This is a genomic window from Bradyrhizobium sp. P2_E8 (assembly GCF_056403875.1).
In genome coordinates this window covers 1-16,359 of sequence record NZ_JBFUES010000092.1, presented here as the reverse complement: position 1 = coordinate 16,359, position 16,359 = coordinate 1, and the positions used below count along the sequence as shown (strand labels likewise).

At 66.8% G+C, this 16,359-nt stretch carries 13 protein-coding genes; 4 read left to right on the top strand and 9 right to left on the bottom strand.

Annotation, left to right across the window (positions count from 1 at the left end):
- Positions 1 to 1,047, top strand: a 1,047-nt coding sequence (locus tag AC1D00_RS07795; RefSeq protein WP_477010258.1) for a phytoene desaturase family protein, incomplete at its 5' end; no start/stop codon positions are given.
- 290 nt (positions 1,048 to 1,337) lie between these two features.
- Here the strand turns inward: AC1D00_RS07795 and AC1D00_RS07790 are convergent.
- The gene (locus AC1D00_RS07790) at positions 1,338 to 1,493 is read right to left on the bottom strand and encodes a Flp family type IVb pilin (RefSeq protein WP_049823422.1); all 156 of its coding nucleotides are present in this window, start codon (positions 1,491 to 1,493) and stop codon (positions 1,338 to 1,340) included.
- Positions 1,494 to 1,657: 164 nt separating this feature from the next.
- On the opposite strand from AC1D00_RS07790, the gene AC1D00_RS07785 reads away from it, so the two are divergent.
- Complete coding sequence (locus AC1D00_RS07785; protein ID WP_477010257.1) at positions 1,658 to 2,545, top strand: 50S ribosomal protein L11 methyltransferase; 888 nt, start codon at positions 1,658 to 1,660, stop codon at positions 2,543 to 2,545.
- Between the two features lie 130 nt (positions 2,546 to 2,675).
- Here the strand turns inward: AC1D00_RS07785 and AC1D00_RS07780 are convergent, their stop codons facing one another.
- Positions 2,676 to 2,855, bottom strand: coding sequence for a hypothetical protein (locus AC1D00_RS07780; RefSeq protein ID WP_135175862.1), 180 nt, complete (start codon positions 2,853 to 2,855; stop codon positions 2,676 to 2,678).
- A 188-nt stretch (positions 2,856 to 3,043) separates the two neighbouring features.
- Here AC1D00_RS07780 and AC1D00_RS07775 point away from each other — a divergent pair, with 188 nt between their 5' ends.
- Both AC1D00_RS07775 and AC1D00_RS07770 read left to right on the top strand, forming a co-directional pair.
- A complete protein-coding gene (locus AC1D00_RS07775) occupies positions 3,044 to 4,873 on the top strand; it encodes an aminopeptidase P family protein (RefSeq protein WP_477010256.1) in 1,830 nt (609 codons plus the stop codon).
- A 388-nt stretch (positions 4,874 to 5,261) separates the two neighbouring features.
- On the top strand, positions 5,262 to 6,539 hold the full coding sequence (locus AC1D00_RS07770; RefSeq protein ID WP_404553681.1) for a multidrug effflux MFS transporter: 1,278 nt from the start codon (positions 5,262 to 5,264) through the stop codon (positions 6,537 to 6,539).
- 169 nt (positions 6,540 to 6,708) lie between these two features.
- On the opposite strand, the gene ligA is transcribed toward AC1D00_RS07770, so the two are convergent.
- The 7 genes from ligA to AC1D00_RS07735 all read right to left on the bottom strand — a co-directional run.
- A complete protein-coding gene (ligA, locus tag AC1D00_RS07765) occupies positions 6,709 to 8,856 on the bottom strand; it encodes an NAD-dependent DNA ligase LigA (protein WP_477010255.1) in 2,148 nt (715 codons plus the stop codon).
- A gap of 167 nt (positions 8,857 to 9,023) precedes the next feature.
- The gene (gene recN / locus AC1D00_RS07760; protein WP_477010254.1) at positions 9,024 to 10,697 is read right to left on the bottom strand and encodes a DNA repair protein RecN; all 1,674 of its coding nucleotides are present in this window, start codon (positions 10,695 to 10,697) and stop codon (positions 9,024 to 9,026) included.
- Positions 10,698 to 10,710: 13 nt separating this feature from the next.
- Positions 10,711 to 11,601 carry an outer membrane protein assembly factor BamD gene (locus AC1D00_RS07755; RefSeq protein WP_477010253.1) on the bottom strand — a complete coding sequence of 297 codons (891 nt, stop codon included), beginning with the start codon at positions 11,599 to 11,601 and terminating at the stop codon, positions 10,711 to 10,713.
- A 246-nt stretch (positions 11,602 to 11,847) separates the two neighbouring features.
- On the bottom strand, positions 11,848 to 12,780 hold the full coding sequence (gene lpxC, locus AC1D00_RS07750) for a UDP-3-O-acyl-N-acetylglucosamine deacetylase (protein ID WP_477010252.1): 933 nt from the start codon (positions 12,778 to 12,780) through the stop codon (positions 11,848 to 11,850).
- Positions 12,781 to 12,854: 74 nt separating this feature from the next.
- Complete coding sequence (gene ftsZ, locus AC1D00_RS07745) at positions 12,855 to 14,660, bottom strand: cell division protein FtsZ (RefSeq protein WP_027544672.1); 1,806 nt, start codon at positions 14,658 to 14,660, stop codon at positions 12,855 to 12,857.
- An 87-nt stretch (positions 14,661 to 14,747) separates the two neighbouring features.
- On the bottom strand, positions 14,748 to 16,070 hold the full coding sequence (gene ftsA / locus AC1D00_RS07740) for a cell division protein FtsA (protein WP_477010251.1): 1,323 nt from the start codon (positions 16,068 to 16,070) through the stop codon (positions 14,748 to 14,750).
- The coding region (locus tag AC1D00_RS07735; protein ID WP_477010250.1) for a cell division protein FtsQ/DivIB at positions 16,067 to 16,359 on the bottom strand (293 nt) is incomplete at its 5' end. The genes AC1D00_RS07735 and ftsA, both read right to left, overlap by 4 nt.

Sequence of the window (16,359 nt, the reverse complement as noted above, 5' to 3'; positions counted from 1 at the left end):
CTGGACGAACGGTTCGAGCATGATCTGGTCAAGGCGCTGTTCGGCTTCGATGCCATCGTCGGCAATTATGCGAGCCCCTACGCCGCCGGCTCGGCCTATGTGATGCTGCATCACGCCTTCGGCGAGGTGAACGGCAAGAAGGGCGTCTGGGGCCACGCCATCGGCGGCATGGGCGCGATCACCCAGGCGATGGCGCGCGCCGCGCAGGGCCGGGGCGTCGCGATCGACACGGATGCCGGCGTGCGCGAGGTGATCGTCGAACGCGACCGCGCCGTCGGCGTCGTGCTGGAGAACGGCGCGACGATCCGCGCGAAATACGTCGCGGCCAACGTCAATCCAAAGCTGCTCTATACGCGGCTGATCGCGGCCGACGCCCTGCCGAAGGACTTCCTCGCCCGCATCCGCCACTGGAAGAACGGCTCCGGCACCTTCCGCATGAACGTGGCGCTGGACCGTCTGCCCTCCTTCACGGCGCTGCCGGATGACGGCGATCACCTCACCTCGGGCATCATCATGGCACCGAGCCTCGGCTACATGGACCGGGCCTTTCTCGATGCGCGCGCGCAAGGCTGGAGCCGCGAACCCGTGGTCGAGATGCTGATCCCCTCCACGCTCGACGACACGCTGGCGCCCGCAGGCAAGCATGTCGCGAGCCTGTTCTGCCAGCACGTCGCGCCGGAGCTGCCTGACGGGAAATCCTGGGACGACCATCGCGAGGAGGTCGCCGATCTCATGATCGCGACGGTGGATAAATATGCCCCGGGTTTTGCGGCCAGCGTGCTCGGCCGCCAGATTCTCTCCCCGCTCGATCTCGAACGGCAGTTCGGCCTGCTCGGCGGCGACATCTTCCACGGCGCGCTGACGCTGAACCAGCTGTTCTCGGCCCGGCCGATGCTGGGCCATGCCGATTATCGCGGACCGCTGAAAGGCCTCTACCACTGCGGCTCCGGCGCCCACCCCGGCGGCGGCGTCACCGGCGCTCCCGGCCACAATGCGGCGCAGGCGATCCTGCGGGATCACCGCTCGCTGTTCGGAAGCCGTGGATAGGTCTGTGGATGGGCTGTGGACAAGCCTGTTGGCAGGTGTGTGCCAGGAAGGGGATGGCGGCACCAGACCATCGGGACAAGTCTGGGGACAGGCGGTGCAAAACCGCCGGGCGATGACGGGAGGAGCCGGTGGATAACGCTCTGGCAAATGGCGGACAACCCGGTGGATATCGGCCGGGAATCGCACGCGGGAAAACGACTTCGCCCGCCAGGGGCAATTCCCTGTGCGGGCGATCGTCAAAAAACGGCCTAAGAAGAAAGTAGCCCCCGCTGGAAAATGGGAGGCGGAAATTACTTCAATGAGGTGCTAATCGAAGTGAACTTATCGTTCATCGTGGTACCCAGGCCGTTCACCACGGTGATGATCGCGAGCGCGATGCCGGCCGCGATAAGGCCGTACTCGATTGCGGTCGCACCGGACTCATCGGACCAGAACTTCAAAACCATGCGCGTCAAGACTCGCCTCCGTTTCTATTTCAAGCTGTGTTGGTTGGCCCCAACATCCGCAAATCTACGGGGCGCAAACTTCGGTCGGGTTAACCCCGGAACTGCAAGTTATGCGGAAAATTGGGAACAAAAGTTCCAAAAATTGAACCTGACGGAACCCTAGCATGCAGCTTTCTCCCACCCATCGCGCCAGCTTTTCGATCGGCACCGAGACTGCTGCCCGGCGCGTCGTCGACGTGCTCACCGAGGTGTTCTTCGAGGGCGATGCGGCCGTCGCCGCGTTCGAGCGGCCGGACGGACAATGGGACGTCACGCTGCATTTTGCGGATGCGCCGGACCAGGCCTGGCTGCGCGAACTCGTTGTAAATTCGGCAGGAAATGACATTGCCGACACGCTTGCCTTCGATACCGTCGAAGCCAAGGACTGGGTCAAGGCCAGCCTGGAAGATCTCGTCCCGGTGCCGGCCGGACGCTTCGTCGTGCACGGCAGCCATGACCGCGACCGCGTCGCGCCGAACAAGCTCAAGATCGAGATCGAGGCGGCGCTCGCCTTCGGCACCGGCCATCACGGCACCACGCGCGGCTGTTTACTCCTGCTTGACCATGTCCTGAAGAGTTCCCGCCCGAGGAACCTGCTCGACCTCGGCACCGGAACCGGCGTGCTGGCGATCGCGGCCGCGAAGGCGCTACATCGCGCCGTGCTTGCCTCCGACATCGACCCGCCCTCGGTGCGGGTGGCGGCCGAGAACGGCCGGCTGAACGAAGTCGGTCACCATGTGCGGGTGATCCGCGCCACCGGCTTCGCCGCGCCGGATTTCGCCCGGGCGGGCCGGTTCGACCTGGTGCTGGCCAACATCCTTGCCAATCCGCTGCGGCACCTGGCGAGCCCGATGGCGCGGCACCTGGCGCCCGGGGCGCGCGTCATCCTCTCCGGGCTGCTGACGCACCAGGCCCCCGCCGTGATCGCCGCCTATCGCGCACGCGGCCTCGTGCCGCTGCGGCATTTGCGGATCGAGGGGTGGAGCAGCCTGTTGCTGCGGAAGGTTGGGTGAAGTGCAGCAGTGACGGCGTAGGGTGGGCAAAGCGAAGCGTGCCCACCGAGTTCATCTGCGATCACGGGGAGGTGGTGGGCACGGCGCTCTGCACCTTTGCCCACCCTACGACGACATCGCCATCGCCACGCTACTCTGCCGGCTTCTCGTCCCGGCGCATCGCGCGCTCACCCTGCAAGACGCGCCTCGCGCGGCGCTCGGCGATACGGTCGATCATCTGGCTGATGAGACCGCGCGGCTTCTTCGGAGTGGTTGCGGCCGGGGCCCGGCGGGCCGGCGGCGAAATCTTCTCAAACGTGAACGCTGGCATCGYGTGTCCCCTCGCCGTTGAGTAGAAACACTTGCTCGAACTTCCCTGTTATCCGGACGGAGCTCAAAGGCCGCATCCATTTACTCCACTCGACTCAAGCGGAACTTTTTCAAGCACAGTCCATGCCAGATGCGCCGCGAATGCGTCCACATTGCGGAGCGATCCCCATAATCCTAAAGTGATCCACCATGTTCGAAGCACACTTCCAGACATTCGAAGAGCCCGAGGCCGGCGTCGCATTGACGGCGCGCCTTGCCGCACTCCGCGAAGAACTCGCCCGCCGCAAGCTGACCGGCTTTGTCATTCCGCGCGCCGACCAGCAGCAGAATGAATATGTGGCGCCTTCGGAAGAGCGGCTCGCCTGGCTGACCGGCTTTACCGGATCGGCGGGCCTGGCGGTGGTGCTGGCCCACGAAGCCGCATTGTTCGTCGACGGCCGGTACACGATCCAGGCGGCCAAGCAGGTCGACGCAAAGGCCTGGGCGGTGGAATCGCTGATCGACCCTCCGCCGGAGAGCTGGGTGTCGGCGCATCTGAAAGCCGGCGACCGCCTCGGATTTGATCCCTGGTTGCACACTTTTGCGGCAGCCGAGCGTCTGGCCGCCGCCTGCACCAAGGCCGGCGCCGAGCTGGTGGCGGTCGACAGCAATCCGGTGGACGCGGTCTGGCACGACCGGCCGCAGCCGCCGGTTGCTCCCGTCGCCGTGCACGGAATGCAACATGCCGGGATCGGCGAGGCCGAGAAGCTGGCGCAGATCAAAAGCGAGATCGCCAAGGTCGGCGCTGACGCGCTGGTGCTGTCGGACAGCCATGCCGTGGCCTGGACTTTCAACATCCGCGGCGCCGACGTCGCGCACACCCCGCTGCCGCTGTCCTACGCGCTGGTGCCGAAGGACGGCCGTCCGACCATCTTCATCGACCACCGCAAGCTTTCCAACCTGACGCGCGACCATCTCGAGCAGTCGGCCGACGTGCGCGAGCCCGATGCGATGGCGCCGACGCTGATGGCGATGGCCAAGAGCGGCGCCGCGATCGCGCTCGACAGTGCCACCGCGGCCGATGCGCTGAGCCGGCTGATCGCCGGCGCCGGCGGCAAGCCTGTGCGCGGCAGCGATCCGATTGCGCTGCTCAAGGCGGTCAAGAACGCGACCGAGATCAGGGGCACGCAGACGGCGCATCGCCGCGATGCCGTGGCGCTGGCGCGCTTCCTCGCCTTCATCGATCGCGAAGCGCCCAGCGGCAAGCTCACCGAGATCGACGCGGTGGAAGCGCTGGAGACGTTCCGCCGCGACACCGGCGCGCTGAAGGACGTGTCGTTCCCGACCATATCGGGCACCGGCCCGAACGGCGCCATCGTGCACTACCGCGTCACCCGCAAGAGCAACCGGCGCATCGCGCCCGGCGACCTGCTGCTRATCGATTCCGGTGCGCAATATGAAGACGGCACCACTGATGTGACGCGCACCATGGCGGTCGGCGAGCCCACGGGCGAGATGCGCGACCGCTTCACCCGCGTGCTGCGCGGCCATATCGCGATCGCGCGCGCGATCTTCCCCGACGGCACCAATGGCGCACAGCTCGACACGCTGGCGCGGCAATATCTCTGGGCCGTCGGCGTCGATTTCGAGCACGGCACCGGCCATGGCGTCGGCAGCTATCTCAGCGTGCACGAAGGGCCGGCGCGGATCTCGAAGCTCGGCACCACGCCGCTGAAGCGCGGCATGATCCTCTCCAACGAGCCCGGCTACTACAAGACCGACGGATTCGGCATCCGCATCGAGAACCTCGAGCTCGTGGTCGCCGCCGACATCAAGGGCGCCGAGAAGCCGATGAACGCGTTCGAGACGCTGACCCTGGCGCCGATCGACCGCCGGCTGATCGACGTCGCCATGCTGAGCCGCGACGAGCTCGACTGGCTCAATGCCTACCACGCGCGTGTAAGGGCCGCGGTAGGGCCGGCGCTGGACGAGACAACGAAAGCGTGGCTCGATCAGGCGACGGCGGAGCTGAAGGCGTAAGGTCGTCATTCAGAGTGCAGCGCATAGCACTACGCGATTTGTGCAACGCTGCTTCCCCACAATAACCGTCATGCCCCGCGACCCGGCTACGCCAAGGCTTCGCCGGGGTTTGTGGTCTGGGGGCGCCGGAGCTTTAGCGTAGGCGGCAGGCGGGGCATCCAGTACGGTGCAGCCTCTCCGCATCCCACTTCTGTCTCTGGAATACTGGATTCCCCGCCTTCGCGGGGAATGACACCGCCTTTGTAGCGCGAGCAACGCGCCCAATCGGTCGCCATCATGCCCTCATCATAACCGTCCCGGAATCCGTATAGCCGCATTCCGAAACGCCGATATCGGTCTTGCGCGAGCAAGCTACAGTCCGATTCGAACCTGTCAGAGACGGACACGCATGCACGGCATGATCAGCAGGCCGCCGGAAGCGGCAATGAAGACTATCGCGACCTCGCGCGTGGTGCTGCTGCTGCTCGTCGTCATGACCGGCATTGCGCCGATCTCGCTCTACATGCTGGTTCCGGCGCTCCCGGTGCTGGCGACGAACTTCGGCAGCGACATCTCGGTCGCGCAGATGACGGTGTCGCTCTTCATGGTCGGCATCGCCTGCTCGCAGCTGATCATGGGGCCGCTGTCGGACAAGTTCGGACGGCGCCCGGTGCTGCTCGCAGGGCTCGCGCTGATGGTGGCGGCGAGCGTTGCCTGCATCTTCGCGCAGAACCTGCCGCAACTGATCGCCGCGCGCTTCTTCCAGGCGCTCGGCGGCGCCACCGGCATGGTGGTGAGCCGCGCCATCATCCGCGACATCTACGAGCGCCAGCGCGTCGCCTCCATGATCAGCCTCGTCGTCGCGGCCCTGATGATCGGACAGATGCTCTCGCCGCTCACCGGCGGCCTGATCGAGACCGCGTTCGGCTGGCGCGCGATCTTCTACGCCATCACCATCGGCGCAGTTGCGGTCGCCGTCGGCATCGCCGTGGCGCTGCCGGAAACGCGCCGCAGCCGCGCCGCCGGCAGCGGCTTTCGCGCCGACATCGGCATCCTGATCAGGAACCGCGCCTTCGTCGGCTACGTGATGTGCCAGGTGCTGGCCTCGCAGATCATCTTCACCTTCGCCGGCGGCGGCCCCTACATCGTGGTGACGCAGATGGGCCGCAGCAGCGCCGAATACGGCGCGTGGTTTGCGACGTCAGGCTTTGCGTATCTCGTCGGCAATCTGCTCTGCGTGCGCTTTGCGCCGCGCCACGCGCTGGAAAAGCTGATCTGGTTCGGGCTCGGCCTTCAGCTCGGCGGCAGCCTGTTGAACCTGTTCTGGAGTTTTGCCGGCTGGAATGAAGCGCCCGCCTGGCTGTTCGGCACGCAGATGATCGTGATGGCCGGCAATGCCTTCGTGATGGCGAATTCCGCCGCGGGTGCGATCAGCATCCGCCCTGAAGCGGCCGGCACCGCGTCGGGCGCGATGGGCTTCCTCCAGCAGGGCATCGGCGCGCTGATGTCGCAGTTCGGCGCCTATCTCGGCGGCCACTCCTCGACGACGCTGCCGCTGACCTCCGCCGTGCTCGCGGTCTCGCTGCTCTGCGCCTGCATGATGATCTTCGTCGTCCCCCGTCGCGAGATCGTGGTGAGCGAGACGCTGATCGAGCAGGCGGAGGAGGAAGAGAGCGGGATGATGTAGCCGTCGCGGTGAGCGACTGCCGTTACAACACCCTCGGTGTCATCCCCCGCGAAGGCGGAGGATTCAGTATTCCAGAGACGGTGCAGGGATACGGAGAGGCCGCGGCGTACTGGATCGCCCGCCTGCGCGGGCGATGACAGCGGAGCAGGAGGTCAGGAAGGCGCCCACCTCACTCCCCGATCAGCTTCAGCCACTCGTCTTCGGTCAGCACCTTGACGCCGTGCTTGTTGGCCTCGGCGAGCTTCGAGCCAGCGCCGGGGCCGGCGACGACGAGATCGGTCTTCTTCGACACCGAGCCCGACACCTTCGCCCCTAGACGCTCGGCGGTGGCCTTGGCTTCATCGCGCGTCATCTTCTCCAGCGAACCCGTGAACACAACGGTCTTGCCGGCGACGGCCGAGTTGCTCTTCGGCTTCTCCGCGTCGACGATCTCGACTTCCCTGGTCAGGCGCTCGACGATGCCGCGGTTGTGGCTCTCGCCGAAATAGTCGGCGATGCTCTTGATCACGGTGTCGCCGATCTGGTCGAGCGCATCCATGTCCGCCATCGCCTCCTCGTCGCCCTTGGCGACCTTGAGGCAGGCGTCGTGGAACGCCTCCCAGGAGCCGTAGCCGCGCGCCAGCGCGAGCGCGGTGGTTTCGCCGACATGGCGCATGCCGAGCGCATAGACGAAACGCTCCAGCGCGATTCTGCGCCGGCTCTCGATCGCGGCGAAGAGGTTGCGCACGGAGGTGGCGCCGTAGCCCTCGATCTCCTCGAGCTTGAGTTTCGCGTTGCGCTTCTCCAGCGTGAAGATATCGGCGGGCTCCTTCACAAAACCTTCGTCGAAGAAGTACTGGAGCTGCTTCTCGCCGAGGCCGTCGATGTCGAAGGCGCGTCGCGACACGAACAGTTTGAGGTGCTCGATCTTCTGATAGGGGCAGGCGAACTCGCCGGTGCAGCGGGCGCGCGAGCCCTCTTCGCCGGCGGCCGTCTCCTCGCGCGTGACGTCGGTGTGCAGCGGGCACGGGCACTTCTTGGGGAAGTGGAATTCCTTGGCACTCTTCGGCCGCTTGTCGAGGACGACGTCGACCACCTGCGGGATGACGTCGCCGGCGCGCTGGATCACGACCGTGTCGCCGACCCTGATGTCGCGGCCCTCGCGCAGCACCTCGCCCTTGTTGCCGATGCCCTTGATGTAATCCTCGTTGTGGAGCGTGACGTTCTGCACGATCACGCCGCCGACGCCGACCGGCTCGAGCTTGCCGACCGGCGTGAACGAGCCGGTGCGGCCGACCTGGATCTCGATGTCGCGCAGCACCGTCATGGCGCGCTCGGCCGGGAATTTGTGTGCGATGCCCCAGCGCGGCGTGCGCGAGACGAAACCGAGCCGCTCCTGCCAGTCGATGCGGTCGACCTTGTAGACGACGCCGTCGATATCGTAGTCGAGCTCGGCGCGCTCTTCCTCGATCCTCTGATGGAACGCGATCAGCTCCTCGACCGAGTGACACAGCCTGGTCAGCGGATTGGTCTTGAAGCCGCAGCGCTCGAACCAGCGGATCATGCCGCTCTGCGTCGCCTCCGGCATCGCGCTCATCTCGCCCCAGGCGTAGGCGAAGAAGCCCAGGGGGCGCGAGGCGGTGATGGTCGGATCCTTCTGGCGGAGCGAGCCGGCGGCCGAGTTGCGCGGATTGGCGAAGATGGTGCTGCCTTCGGCCTTCTGCCGCTCGTTGAGCGCGAGGAAGGCCTTCTTGGTCATGTAGACCTCGCCGCGCACCTCGCAGATGTCGGGAATATTGCGCCCCTTGAGCTTTTGCGGGACGTCTTCGAGCGTGCGGATGTTGGCGGTGACGTCCTCGCCCTCCGCGCCGTCACCGCGCGTCGCGGCGGTGACRAGCTCGCCGCCCTCATAGCGCAGCGACATCGAGAGACCGTCGATCTTCGGCTCGGCGGAGAAGTCGATCTTGTCGTCGTCGAGCTTCAGGAAGCGCACGATGCGGCCGACGAAGTCGCGCACGTCCTCTTCGGCAAAGGCGTTGTCGAGCGACAGCATGGGAAGGGAATGCCGCACCTTCCTGAAGCGGCCTGACGGCGCAGCGCCGACCTTCTGCGAGGGCGATTCCGAGCTGACGAATTCCGGAAAGCGTTTTTCGATCGCGTTGAAGCGCTGGCGCAACGCGTCGTATTCGGCGTCGGTGACGGTGGGCGCGTCATCCTGATAGTAGCGCTTGTCATGCTCTTCGAGCTCGAGCGCGAGCCGCATGAGCTCGACCTTGGCCTGCACCTTGGTGAGCTCGGCGACGTCACGGAGCGGTTTGGATTTTGCTGCTCTTGCCATGGTGCTTGGATACGACGGAGCGGGCGGGAGGGTAAAGATGGGCGGAGGTCTTGTTCCCCGGACGCAGTGTAGCGTTCGTTCAGCGGTGCACTGCAGAGCCGGGGCCCATGCGGCGGCATTCTGGGTCCCGGCTCACGGCGCGCTGCGCCGCGTCCGGGACACGAGGCTTAAGCCGTCGCCGCCCTGAGCAGCCGGTCTGCGGCCGCCCTCGCCTCGGCGGTGATCTCGGCGCCGGCGAGCATGCGCGCGATCTCCTCGCGGCGGTGGTCGGCGGCCAGCGCATTGACCCGGGTGGCGACGCGCTTGCCCTTGTCGAGGGCGTCCTTGGAGATGAGCAGGTGCTGGTCGGCCCGCGCGGCGACCTGCGGGGCGTGGGTCACGGCCATTACCTGCACCTTGCCGGCAAGCCGCGCCAGGCGCCCGCCGATGGCGTCGGCCACTGCGCCGCCGACGCCGGTGTCGATCTCGTCGAACACGAGGGTCGGCGCCGAGCCGCGGTCCGACAGCACGACCTTGATCGCCAGGAGAAAGCGCGACAGCTCGCCGCCGGAGGCGACCTTCATCAGCGGGCCCGGCTTGGTGCCCGGATTGGTCTGCACCCAGAACTCGACGCGGTCGATGCCTTGCGGCCCCGGCGCGGCCTCGTCGGTTTCGACCTGGGTCATGAATTTCGCGCGCTCGAGCTTGAGCGGGGCGAGCTCGGCATTGACGGACTTGTTGAGCTTCTCGGCCGATTTCTGCCGCGCCATCGACAGTTTCTTCGCGGCAGCGGCATAACGCGCATCGGCCTCGATCGCAGCCTGCTCCAGCTTCTTCAGCCGCGAGGCGCCGGCATCGATCAGTACGACGTCGGCGGCGTATCTGGCGGCGAGCGCGGCGAGCCCGTCGACCGGCGTCGAATATTTGCGCGAGGCGGCGCGCAAGGCGAACAGGCGCTCCTCGATGCGTTCGAGCTCGGCCGGGTCGAAGTCGGTTGCGGCCAGCGCGGCCAGGAGATGCTGGTCGGCTTCCTCCAGCGCGTTGATCGCGGCGTCGATCGCCTTGACCGCGGGCTCGACCAGCGCCGGCGAATTGACGCCGCGGCGCTCCAGCCGGCGCACCGCGGCGGACAGCGCCGCGACCGGCGAGTGATTGCCGCCGACGGCCTCCTGCGCCTCGCGCAGGTCGGAGGCGATCTTCTCGCCCTGCATCATCGTGGTCCGGCGGGACGCCAGCGCGGTCTCCTCGCCGTCCTTGGGGGCGAGCTGCTTCAGCTCGTCGGAGGCGTGGCGCAGATAGTCGGCCTCGCGCGCGGCCCGCTCCATGCCTGCGCGATGCTCCTCCAGATCGGTGTTGGCGGTGCGGCGCGCCTCCCAAAGCGACTCAACGACTGCAACGTCCTTCTCGAGGCCGGCAAAGGCATCGAGCAGGCGGCGGTGAGTGGCGGCATCGACCAGCGCACGCTCGTCATGCTGGCCGTGGATCTCGACCAGGGCGGCGCCGACCGCCTTCAGCGTCTGCACGCTGATCGACTGGTCATTGATGAAGGCGCGGGTGCGGCCGTCGGCGAGCTGGACGCGGCGGAGAATCATCTCGCCGGTGTCGTCGAGGCCGTTCTCGGCAAGGATCTTCGTCGCGGGGTGATTCTTGGGGATATCGAAGACGGCCGTGACCTGCCCCTGCTCCGCGCCGTGGCGCACGAGGCCGGCGTCGCCGCGGCCGCCGAGCGCCAGCGCAAAGGCATCGAGCAGGATGGATTTGCCCGCACCGGTCTCGCCGGTCAAAACCGCGAGTCCGGTGGCGAATTCGATATCGAGCCGTTCGATCAGGACGATGTCACGGATCGACAGTCGCGCCAGCATGGAACCAAATTTCCTAGCCGAGACCCATCTTCTTGAAGGTCTTGCTGATCCAGGACCCCTGATTCTCGCTCGGCTCGAGACCGCCGGATTTTACAAGATTATAGGCGTCCTTGTACCAGCGGCTGTCAGGAAAATTGTGGCCAAGTACGRCCGCCGCCGTTTGCGCCTCGCCGACGATGCCGATCGCCATATAGGCCTCGGTGAGCCGGTAGAGCGCTTCCTCGACGTGGCGCGTGGTCTGATACTGCGTGACCACGGCCTTGTAGCGGTTGATCGCGGCCGTGTAGTCGCGCTTCTGCGCGTAATAGCGGCCGACGTTCATTTCCCGGCCGGCGAGCTGGTCGCGCGCGCCCTCGATCTTGGCCTTGGCGGAGGTCGCGTATTCGGACGTCGGATATTTGCGGACCACCTCTTCCAGCGAGGCGATCGCCTTCTCGGTGCGGGTCTGGTCGCGGCTGATGTCCGGAATCTGGTCGTAATGCGAGGCGGCGATCAGGTATTGCGCGTAGGCCGCGTCCGGGCTGCCGGGGTGCAGCGTGACGTAGCGGGTGGCGGCGCCGATGCAGCTGTCATAGTCGCCGCCCTGGTAGGACGCATAGGCCGACATCAGCAGCGACTTGCGGGCCCAGTCGGAATAAGGATGCTGGCGGTCGACCTCTTCGAACTTCTTGTTCGCCGCCTTCATGTCCTTCTTCTCGTTCATGAGGTACAGGCCCTCATTGTAGATCTTGTCGGCGGGCTCCTCGACGAAGGTGTCGTCCTTGGCGGTGAACTTGTCCCAGAGCGCGCCGGTGCCGCAGCCGGCCAGCGGCAGCGCGAGCATGATGAAGGCAGCGGCCTGAAGCAGCCCGCGGGCGAGAGGCGAGATCAAGAGATATCCGCGCGTCATACGCTGTGCCGACATGAGTTTAAGCCCTGACGCCCTGTGATGCGGTGCCCGCCAGCCCACGAACCTCGTCATGGGCGCGAAATGTAGCCGTGGTGCCTGCCGTGCGACCACGCCGATGTATCCGAAAAACGATCGTTAACCTACCGTATGGGCAGGCATTTCGCCCGGATTAAGGCGAACGTGCCGCAATGCTAGTCGATCATGGTTACCAGGAGTTTCCCGGGGACAGCCGCCGCCAGACGCCCGCGGGCACAAGTCTCTTTAGGACACGTCCGGCCCGTAGGCCGCGGCGATCCGGCCGCCGACGATACCGCGACCGGTTTCGACCACGGGACGCGTGGTGCGACGCACCGCCTCGCCCTCGACCACCCGCCAGGCGGAACGGTCGGCAAGCAGCGCGGTCAGGACGGCGTGGTTGAGCTTGTGGCCGCCGCGCACCGAGCGGTAGGCGCCAAGCAGGGGCAGGCCGGCCAGCGCGAGGTCGCCGATCACGTCCAGCACCTTGTGGCGGGCACATTCGTCAGCGTAGCGCAGGCCCTCGGTGTTGAGCAGCCGCTCGTCGTCGAACACGACGGTGTTGTCGAAGGAGGCGCCGAGCGCGTAACCCGCGCCCCAGAGCCGGGCGACGTCGCACATCAGGCCGAAAGTCCGGGCGCGGCCGACTTCGCGGCGGAAGCGTTCCGGGCTGAGGTCGAAGGCGTAGCTCTGCCGGCCGATGACGGGATTGGTGAAGTCGATCTCGACCTCGGCGCGGAACCCGTTGGCATAGGGCCGGATCTCGCCGAAGGAGTCGCCGATCTTGACCGAGACCGGCTTCAAAACCTGAATGAAGCGGCGCTGCGCCGGCTGGGTAACGATGCCGGCCTGGTCGATCGCCGCAATGAAGGCCGCGGCGCTGCCGTCCATGATCGGCACTTCCGGCCCGTCGATCTCGATCGTGGCGTTGTCAACGCCCATGCCCCGCAGCGCAGCAAGCACGTGCTCGGCGGTGGAGACCAGCGGACCGTTGCGATCGCCGAGGACGGTGGCGAGGTCGGTCGCGATCACCTGCTCGGCGGTCGCCTGAACTTCGCGGTCACTTCCTTCAAGGCCGGTGCGGATGAAAACAAAACCTGCATCGACGGGCGCAGGTCCAAGCGTGAGGTTGACGGGAAGACCGGAATGAACGCCGACGTGGCCATGTAGCCCAGGCATGCTCGGTCAAAAAGGAAAGGTCCCGGCAGGCTTCCTGCCGGGACCTCTTTTCGTCTGCCTTATTGTAACAATCCTCAGGTCGCCTGCCGCCGCAGGAAGGCCGGGATATCAAGATGGTCGTCTCCCTGTGGCGCCGGCGCAACAGGCGCGGAGCGGCCATGCATGTCGAGGCCCTGCGGCGCGGGACGGCGGGCATACTCTGATACCGGCTCGCTGGCCGCGATCTGCTGCGCCACGCTCTTCTGCGGACGGCGGTCCGGCAGCGGCGGCATCGCCGGACCCGTGGTGCGGGCGGCAACCGGCGGCTCACTCTCCTCGTCGCGGCGGCCGAGGCCGACATTGGCGAGGCGCTGGAGCAGCGACAGGCGGCTCTTCTGCGGGGTCTCTTCTTCAACCTCGCCGCGGGCCTGACGAATCTCGGCCTGGGCCGGCATCGGCAGTTCATCGAGGCGCGGCATCCGCGGCGCACGCACCGGCGCACGCTCGGCCTGCGGCGGGATGAAGTTTTCGGGCGTCATCGGCTCCTGCATCGCGACCGGGGCCATGTCGGGCTCCGGGAACAAGGTCGGCTTCTGCGCGATCGGGCGCACGGTGACGTCGCCGTAGGTCTGCATCGGCGCGGGCGCCTGCGGGACGTCGGCAACGGCAGCCGCGATGGCGGCGAGCGCAGCGCGCTCGACGTTCGCACGCGGCGCCATCGGCGCGGCCGCGGCCGGCGCGGAGGCGGACGCCGGACCCTGCGTTTCCAGCTTCTGGGCACGTTCAGCCAGGCGCTGGTTGTCGGCACGCAGACGCGCGGTCAGGTCGGCGAGACGGCTCTCGGCCACGGCGGCCGGAGCTGCGGGAGCCTGGTGCACCTGCGGCGCTGCGTTCGCAACCGGAGCGCTGGTGGCCTGGCTGTTGCGGGCGATCGTGGCCTGCTCGATGCCGGTGGCGACGACGGAAACGCGGATCAGGCCATCGAGCGCTTCGTCGAAGGTGGCGCCGACGATGATGTTGGCGTCCTGGTCGACCTCCTCGCGGATGCGGGTCGCGGCTTCGTCGACCTCGAACAGCGTGAGGTCCTTGCCGCCGGTGATGGAGATGAGAAGGCCCTTGGCACCCTTCATCGAGCTGTCGTCGATCAGCGGGTTGGCGATCGCAGCTTCAGCGGCGGTCAGCGCGCGCTTGTCGCCGGAGGCTTCGCCCGTCCCCATCATTGCCTTACCCATTTCGCGCATGACGGCGCGGACGTCGGCGAAGTCGAGGTTGATCAGGCCTTCCTTGACCATCAGGTCGGTGATGCAGGCGACGCCCGAGTAGAGCACCTGGTCGGCCATCGCGAAGGCGTCGGCGAAGGTGGTCTTCTCGTTGGCGACCCGGAACAGGTTCTGGTTCGGGATGATCAGCAGCGTATCGACCACCTTGTGCAGCTCGGCGATGCCGGATTCGGCAGTGCGCATGCGGCGCGCGCCCTCGAAGTGGAACGGCTTGGTCACCACGCCGACGGTGAGGATGCCCATGTCGCGCGCGGTCTTGGCGATGACGGGAGCAGCACCGGTGCCGGTGCCGCCGCCCATGCCGGCGGTGACGAACACCATGTTGGCGCCCGAGAGATGGTCGCGCAGCTCGTCGATCACCTCTTCGGCCGCCGCGGCGCCGACGTTCGGCTGCGAGCCGGCGCCGAGGCCTTGCGTGACCGCCGTGCCCATCTGCACGATGCGCTGCGCCTTCGACATGGTCAGCGCCTGCGCGTCGGTGTTGGCGACCACGAAGTCGACGCCCTGGAGGCCCGCCGTGATCATGTTGTTGACGGCGTTGCCACCGGCGCCACCGACGCCGAACACGGTGATCCGGGGCTTMAGTTCGTGAATATCAGGAACATTGATGCTGATGGTCATGTTTGCCTCTCGATCACGCGCGCGTGGGTTCGCCCCGGCCGGCGGCCGCGGGAGTTGGTGAAAATCGGGAATTACGGAAAGGAATCATCAGAAGCCCTCGCGTAGCCATCGTCCAACCTTTCCGAAATAACCGCCGGTCCCTGTCCTGACCTGCTGCCGCGTATGCCGCGGTTCGACATGTTCCTGGTGAACATATTGCGGGTAGACGAGGAGTCCGGCCGGCACCGCGAACGCGGCGTTCTTCGCCTCGTTGGGCAGCCGGCCGAAGCCGAGCGGACGTCCGACCCGCACGGGCCGGCCGAGAATCTGGGTTCCGAGTTCGACGAGACCGGTCAGCTGCGAGGCACCGCCCGAGAGCACGACGCGGCCGTTGGGCTCTGACGCGAAGGGCGAATCCTTGAGCCGGTCCCGGACCATTTCGAAGATTTCCTCGGCACGGTGCTTGACGATGTTGGCGATGGTGGCGCGGGAGACGATCTGCGGCAGATCCTGCTCGTCACCGGCTGTCGGCACAGACATCAGCTCACGCGAGTCCGATCCGCCGGTGATGACGGTCCCGTATAACGTCTTGATTCGCTCGGCATCGGCAATGGTCGCGGAGAGCCCGCGCGCGAGATCCATCGTGATGTGTTGCCCGCCGACAGCAAAACCCGCCGCGTGCACGAAGCGGCCGCCGGCATAGACCGCGATCGTGGTGGTGCCGGCGCCCATCTCGACGACGGCCGCGCCGAGATCGGCCTCGTCGTCGGTCAGCACCGACAGGCCGGCGACATAGGGGCTCGCCGCCATGGCTTCGACATTGATGTGGCAGCGCTCCACCGCGAGCATCAGGTTCCGCGCCACGGTGGCGTCGCAGGTGACGACGTTCATGTCGACACCGAACTGATGCGCGACCATGCCGCGGGGATCGCGGATGCCCTTGACGCCGTCGAGCGTGTAGCCGACCGGCAGCGCGTGCAGAACGGTGCGGCCCTCGCCGGTGGCGTGGCGCATGCCGGTGGAGGTGACGCGGCTGACATCGGCCTGGGTCACGGCGCCGCCGCGGATGTCGGCGGCGGCTTCGACCAGCTGGCCGGAGAGCCGGCCGCCGGAAACCGAGAGCAGCACGGACTCGACCCGCACCTTGGCCATCTTCTCCGCAAGCCCGACGGCCTGGCGCACCGCCTGCTCGCATTCGCCGAGATCGACCACCGCGCCGGCCTTCATGCCGCGCGACTGGATCTGGCTGTACCCGATCAGTTCCACCGCGTGGGTGCGACCGCGCAACGCATCGCTCGGCGCCGACGGCTTCAGCCGCGCGATCATGCAGGCGATCTTGCTGGTGCCGATGTCGAGGCAGGCGACGATGCCGCCGCGCTTGTGCGGCATCTGGCGCGTCTTCGGCGTCTGGGTGCGATCGAGACCGGTCATGCAGCGTCCCCGGCCTTCTTTTTCTTCTTGTCCTTGAACTGATCTTCGCGCGCCTTGGCGGCGTCCTCGGACAGCTGCACCACCAGGCGATCGGGCAGGCGCATGTCGACGGCGACGATGTCGCGGGAGAACAGCTTGTCTTCCTTGTCGAGCCTGGACAGCATCGCAAGCGCGTTGCCGACGTCCTGCTCGGGCAGGCGGATGTCGAGGCCGTCCTTGAGCCTCAGGTTCCAGCGCCGCTCGCCGACGTAGATCGCGGCCTTGGTGATCGAGTTGACCTGCGGATAGC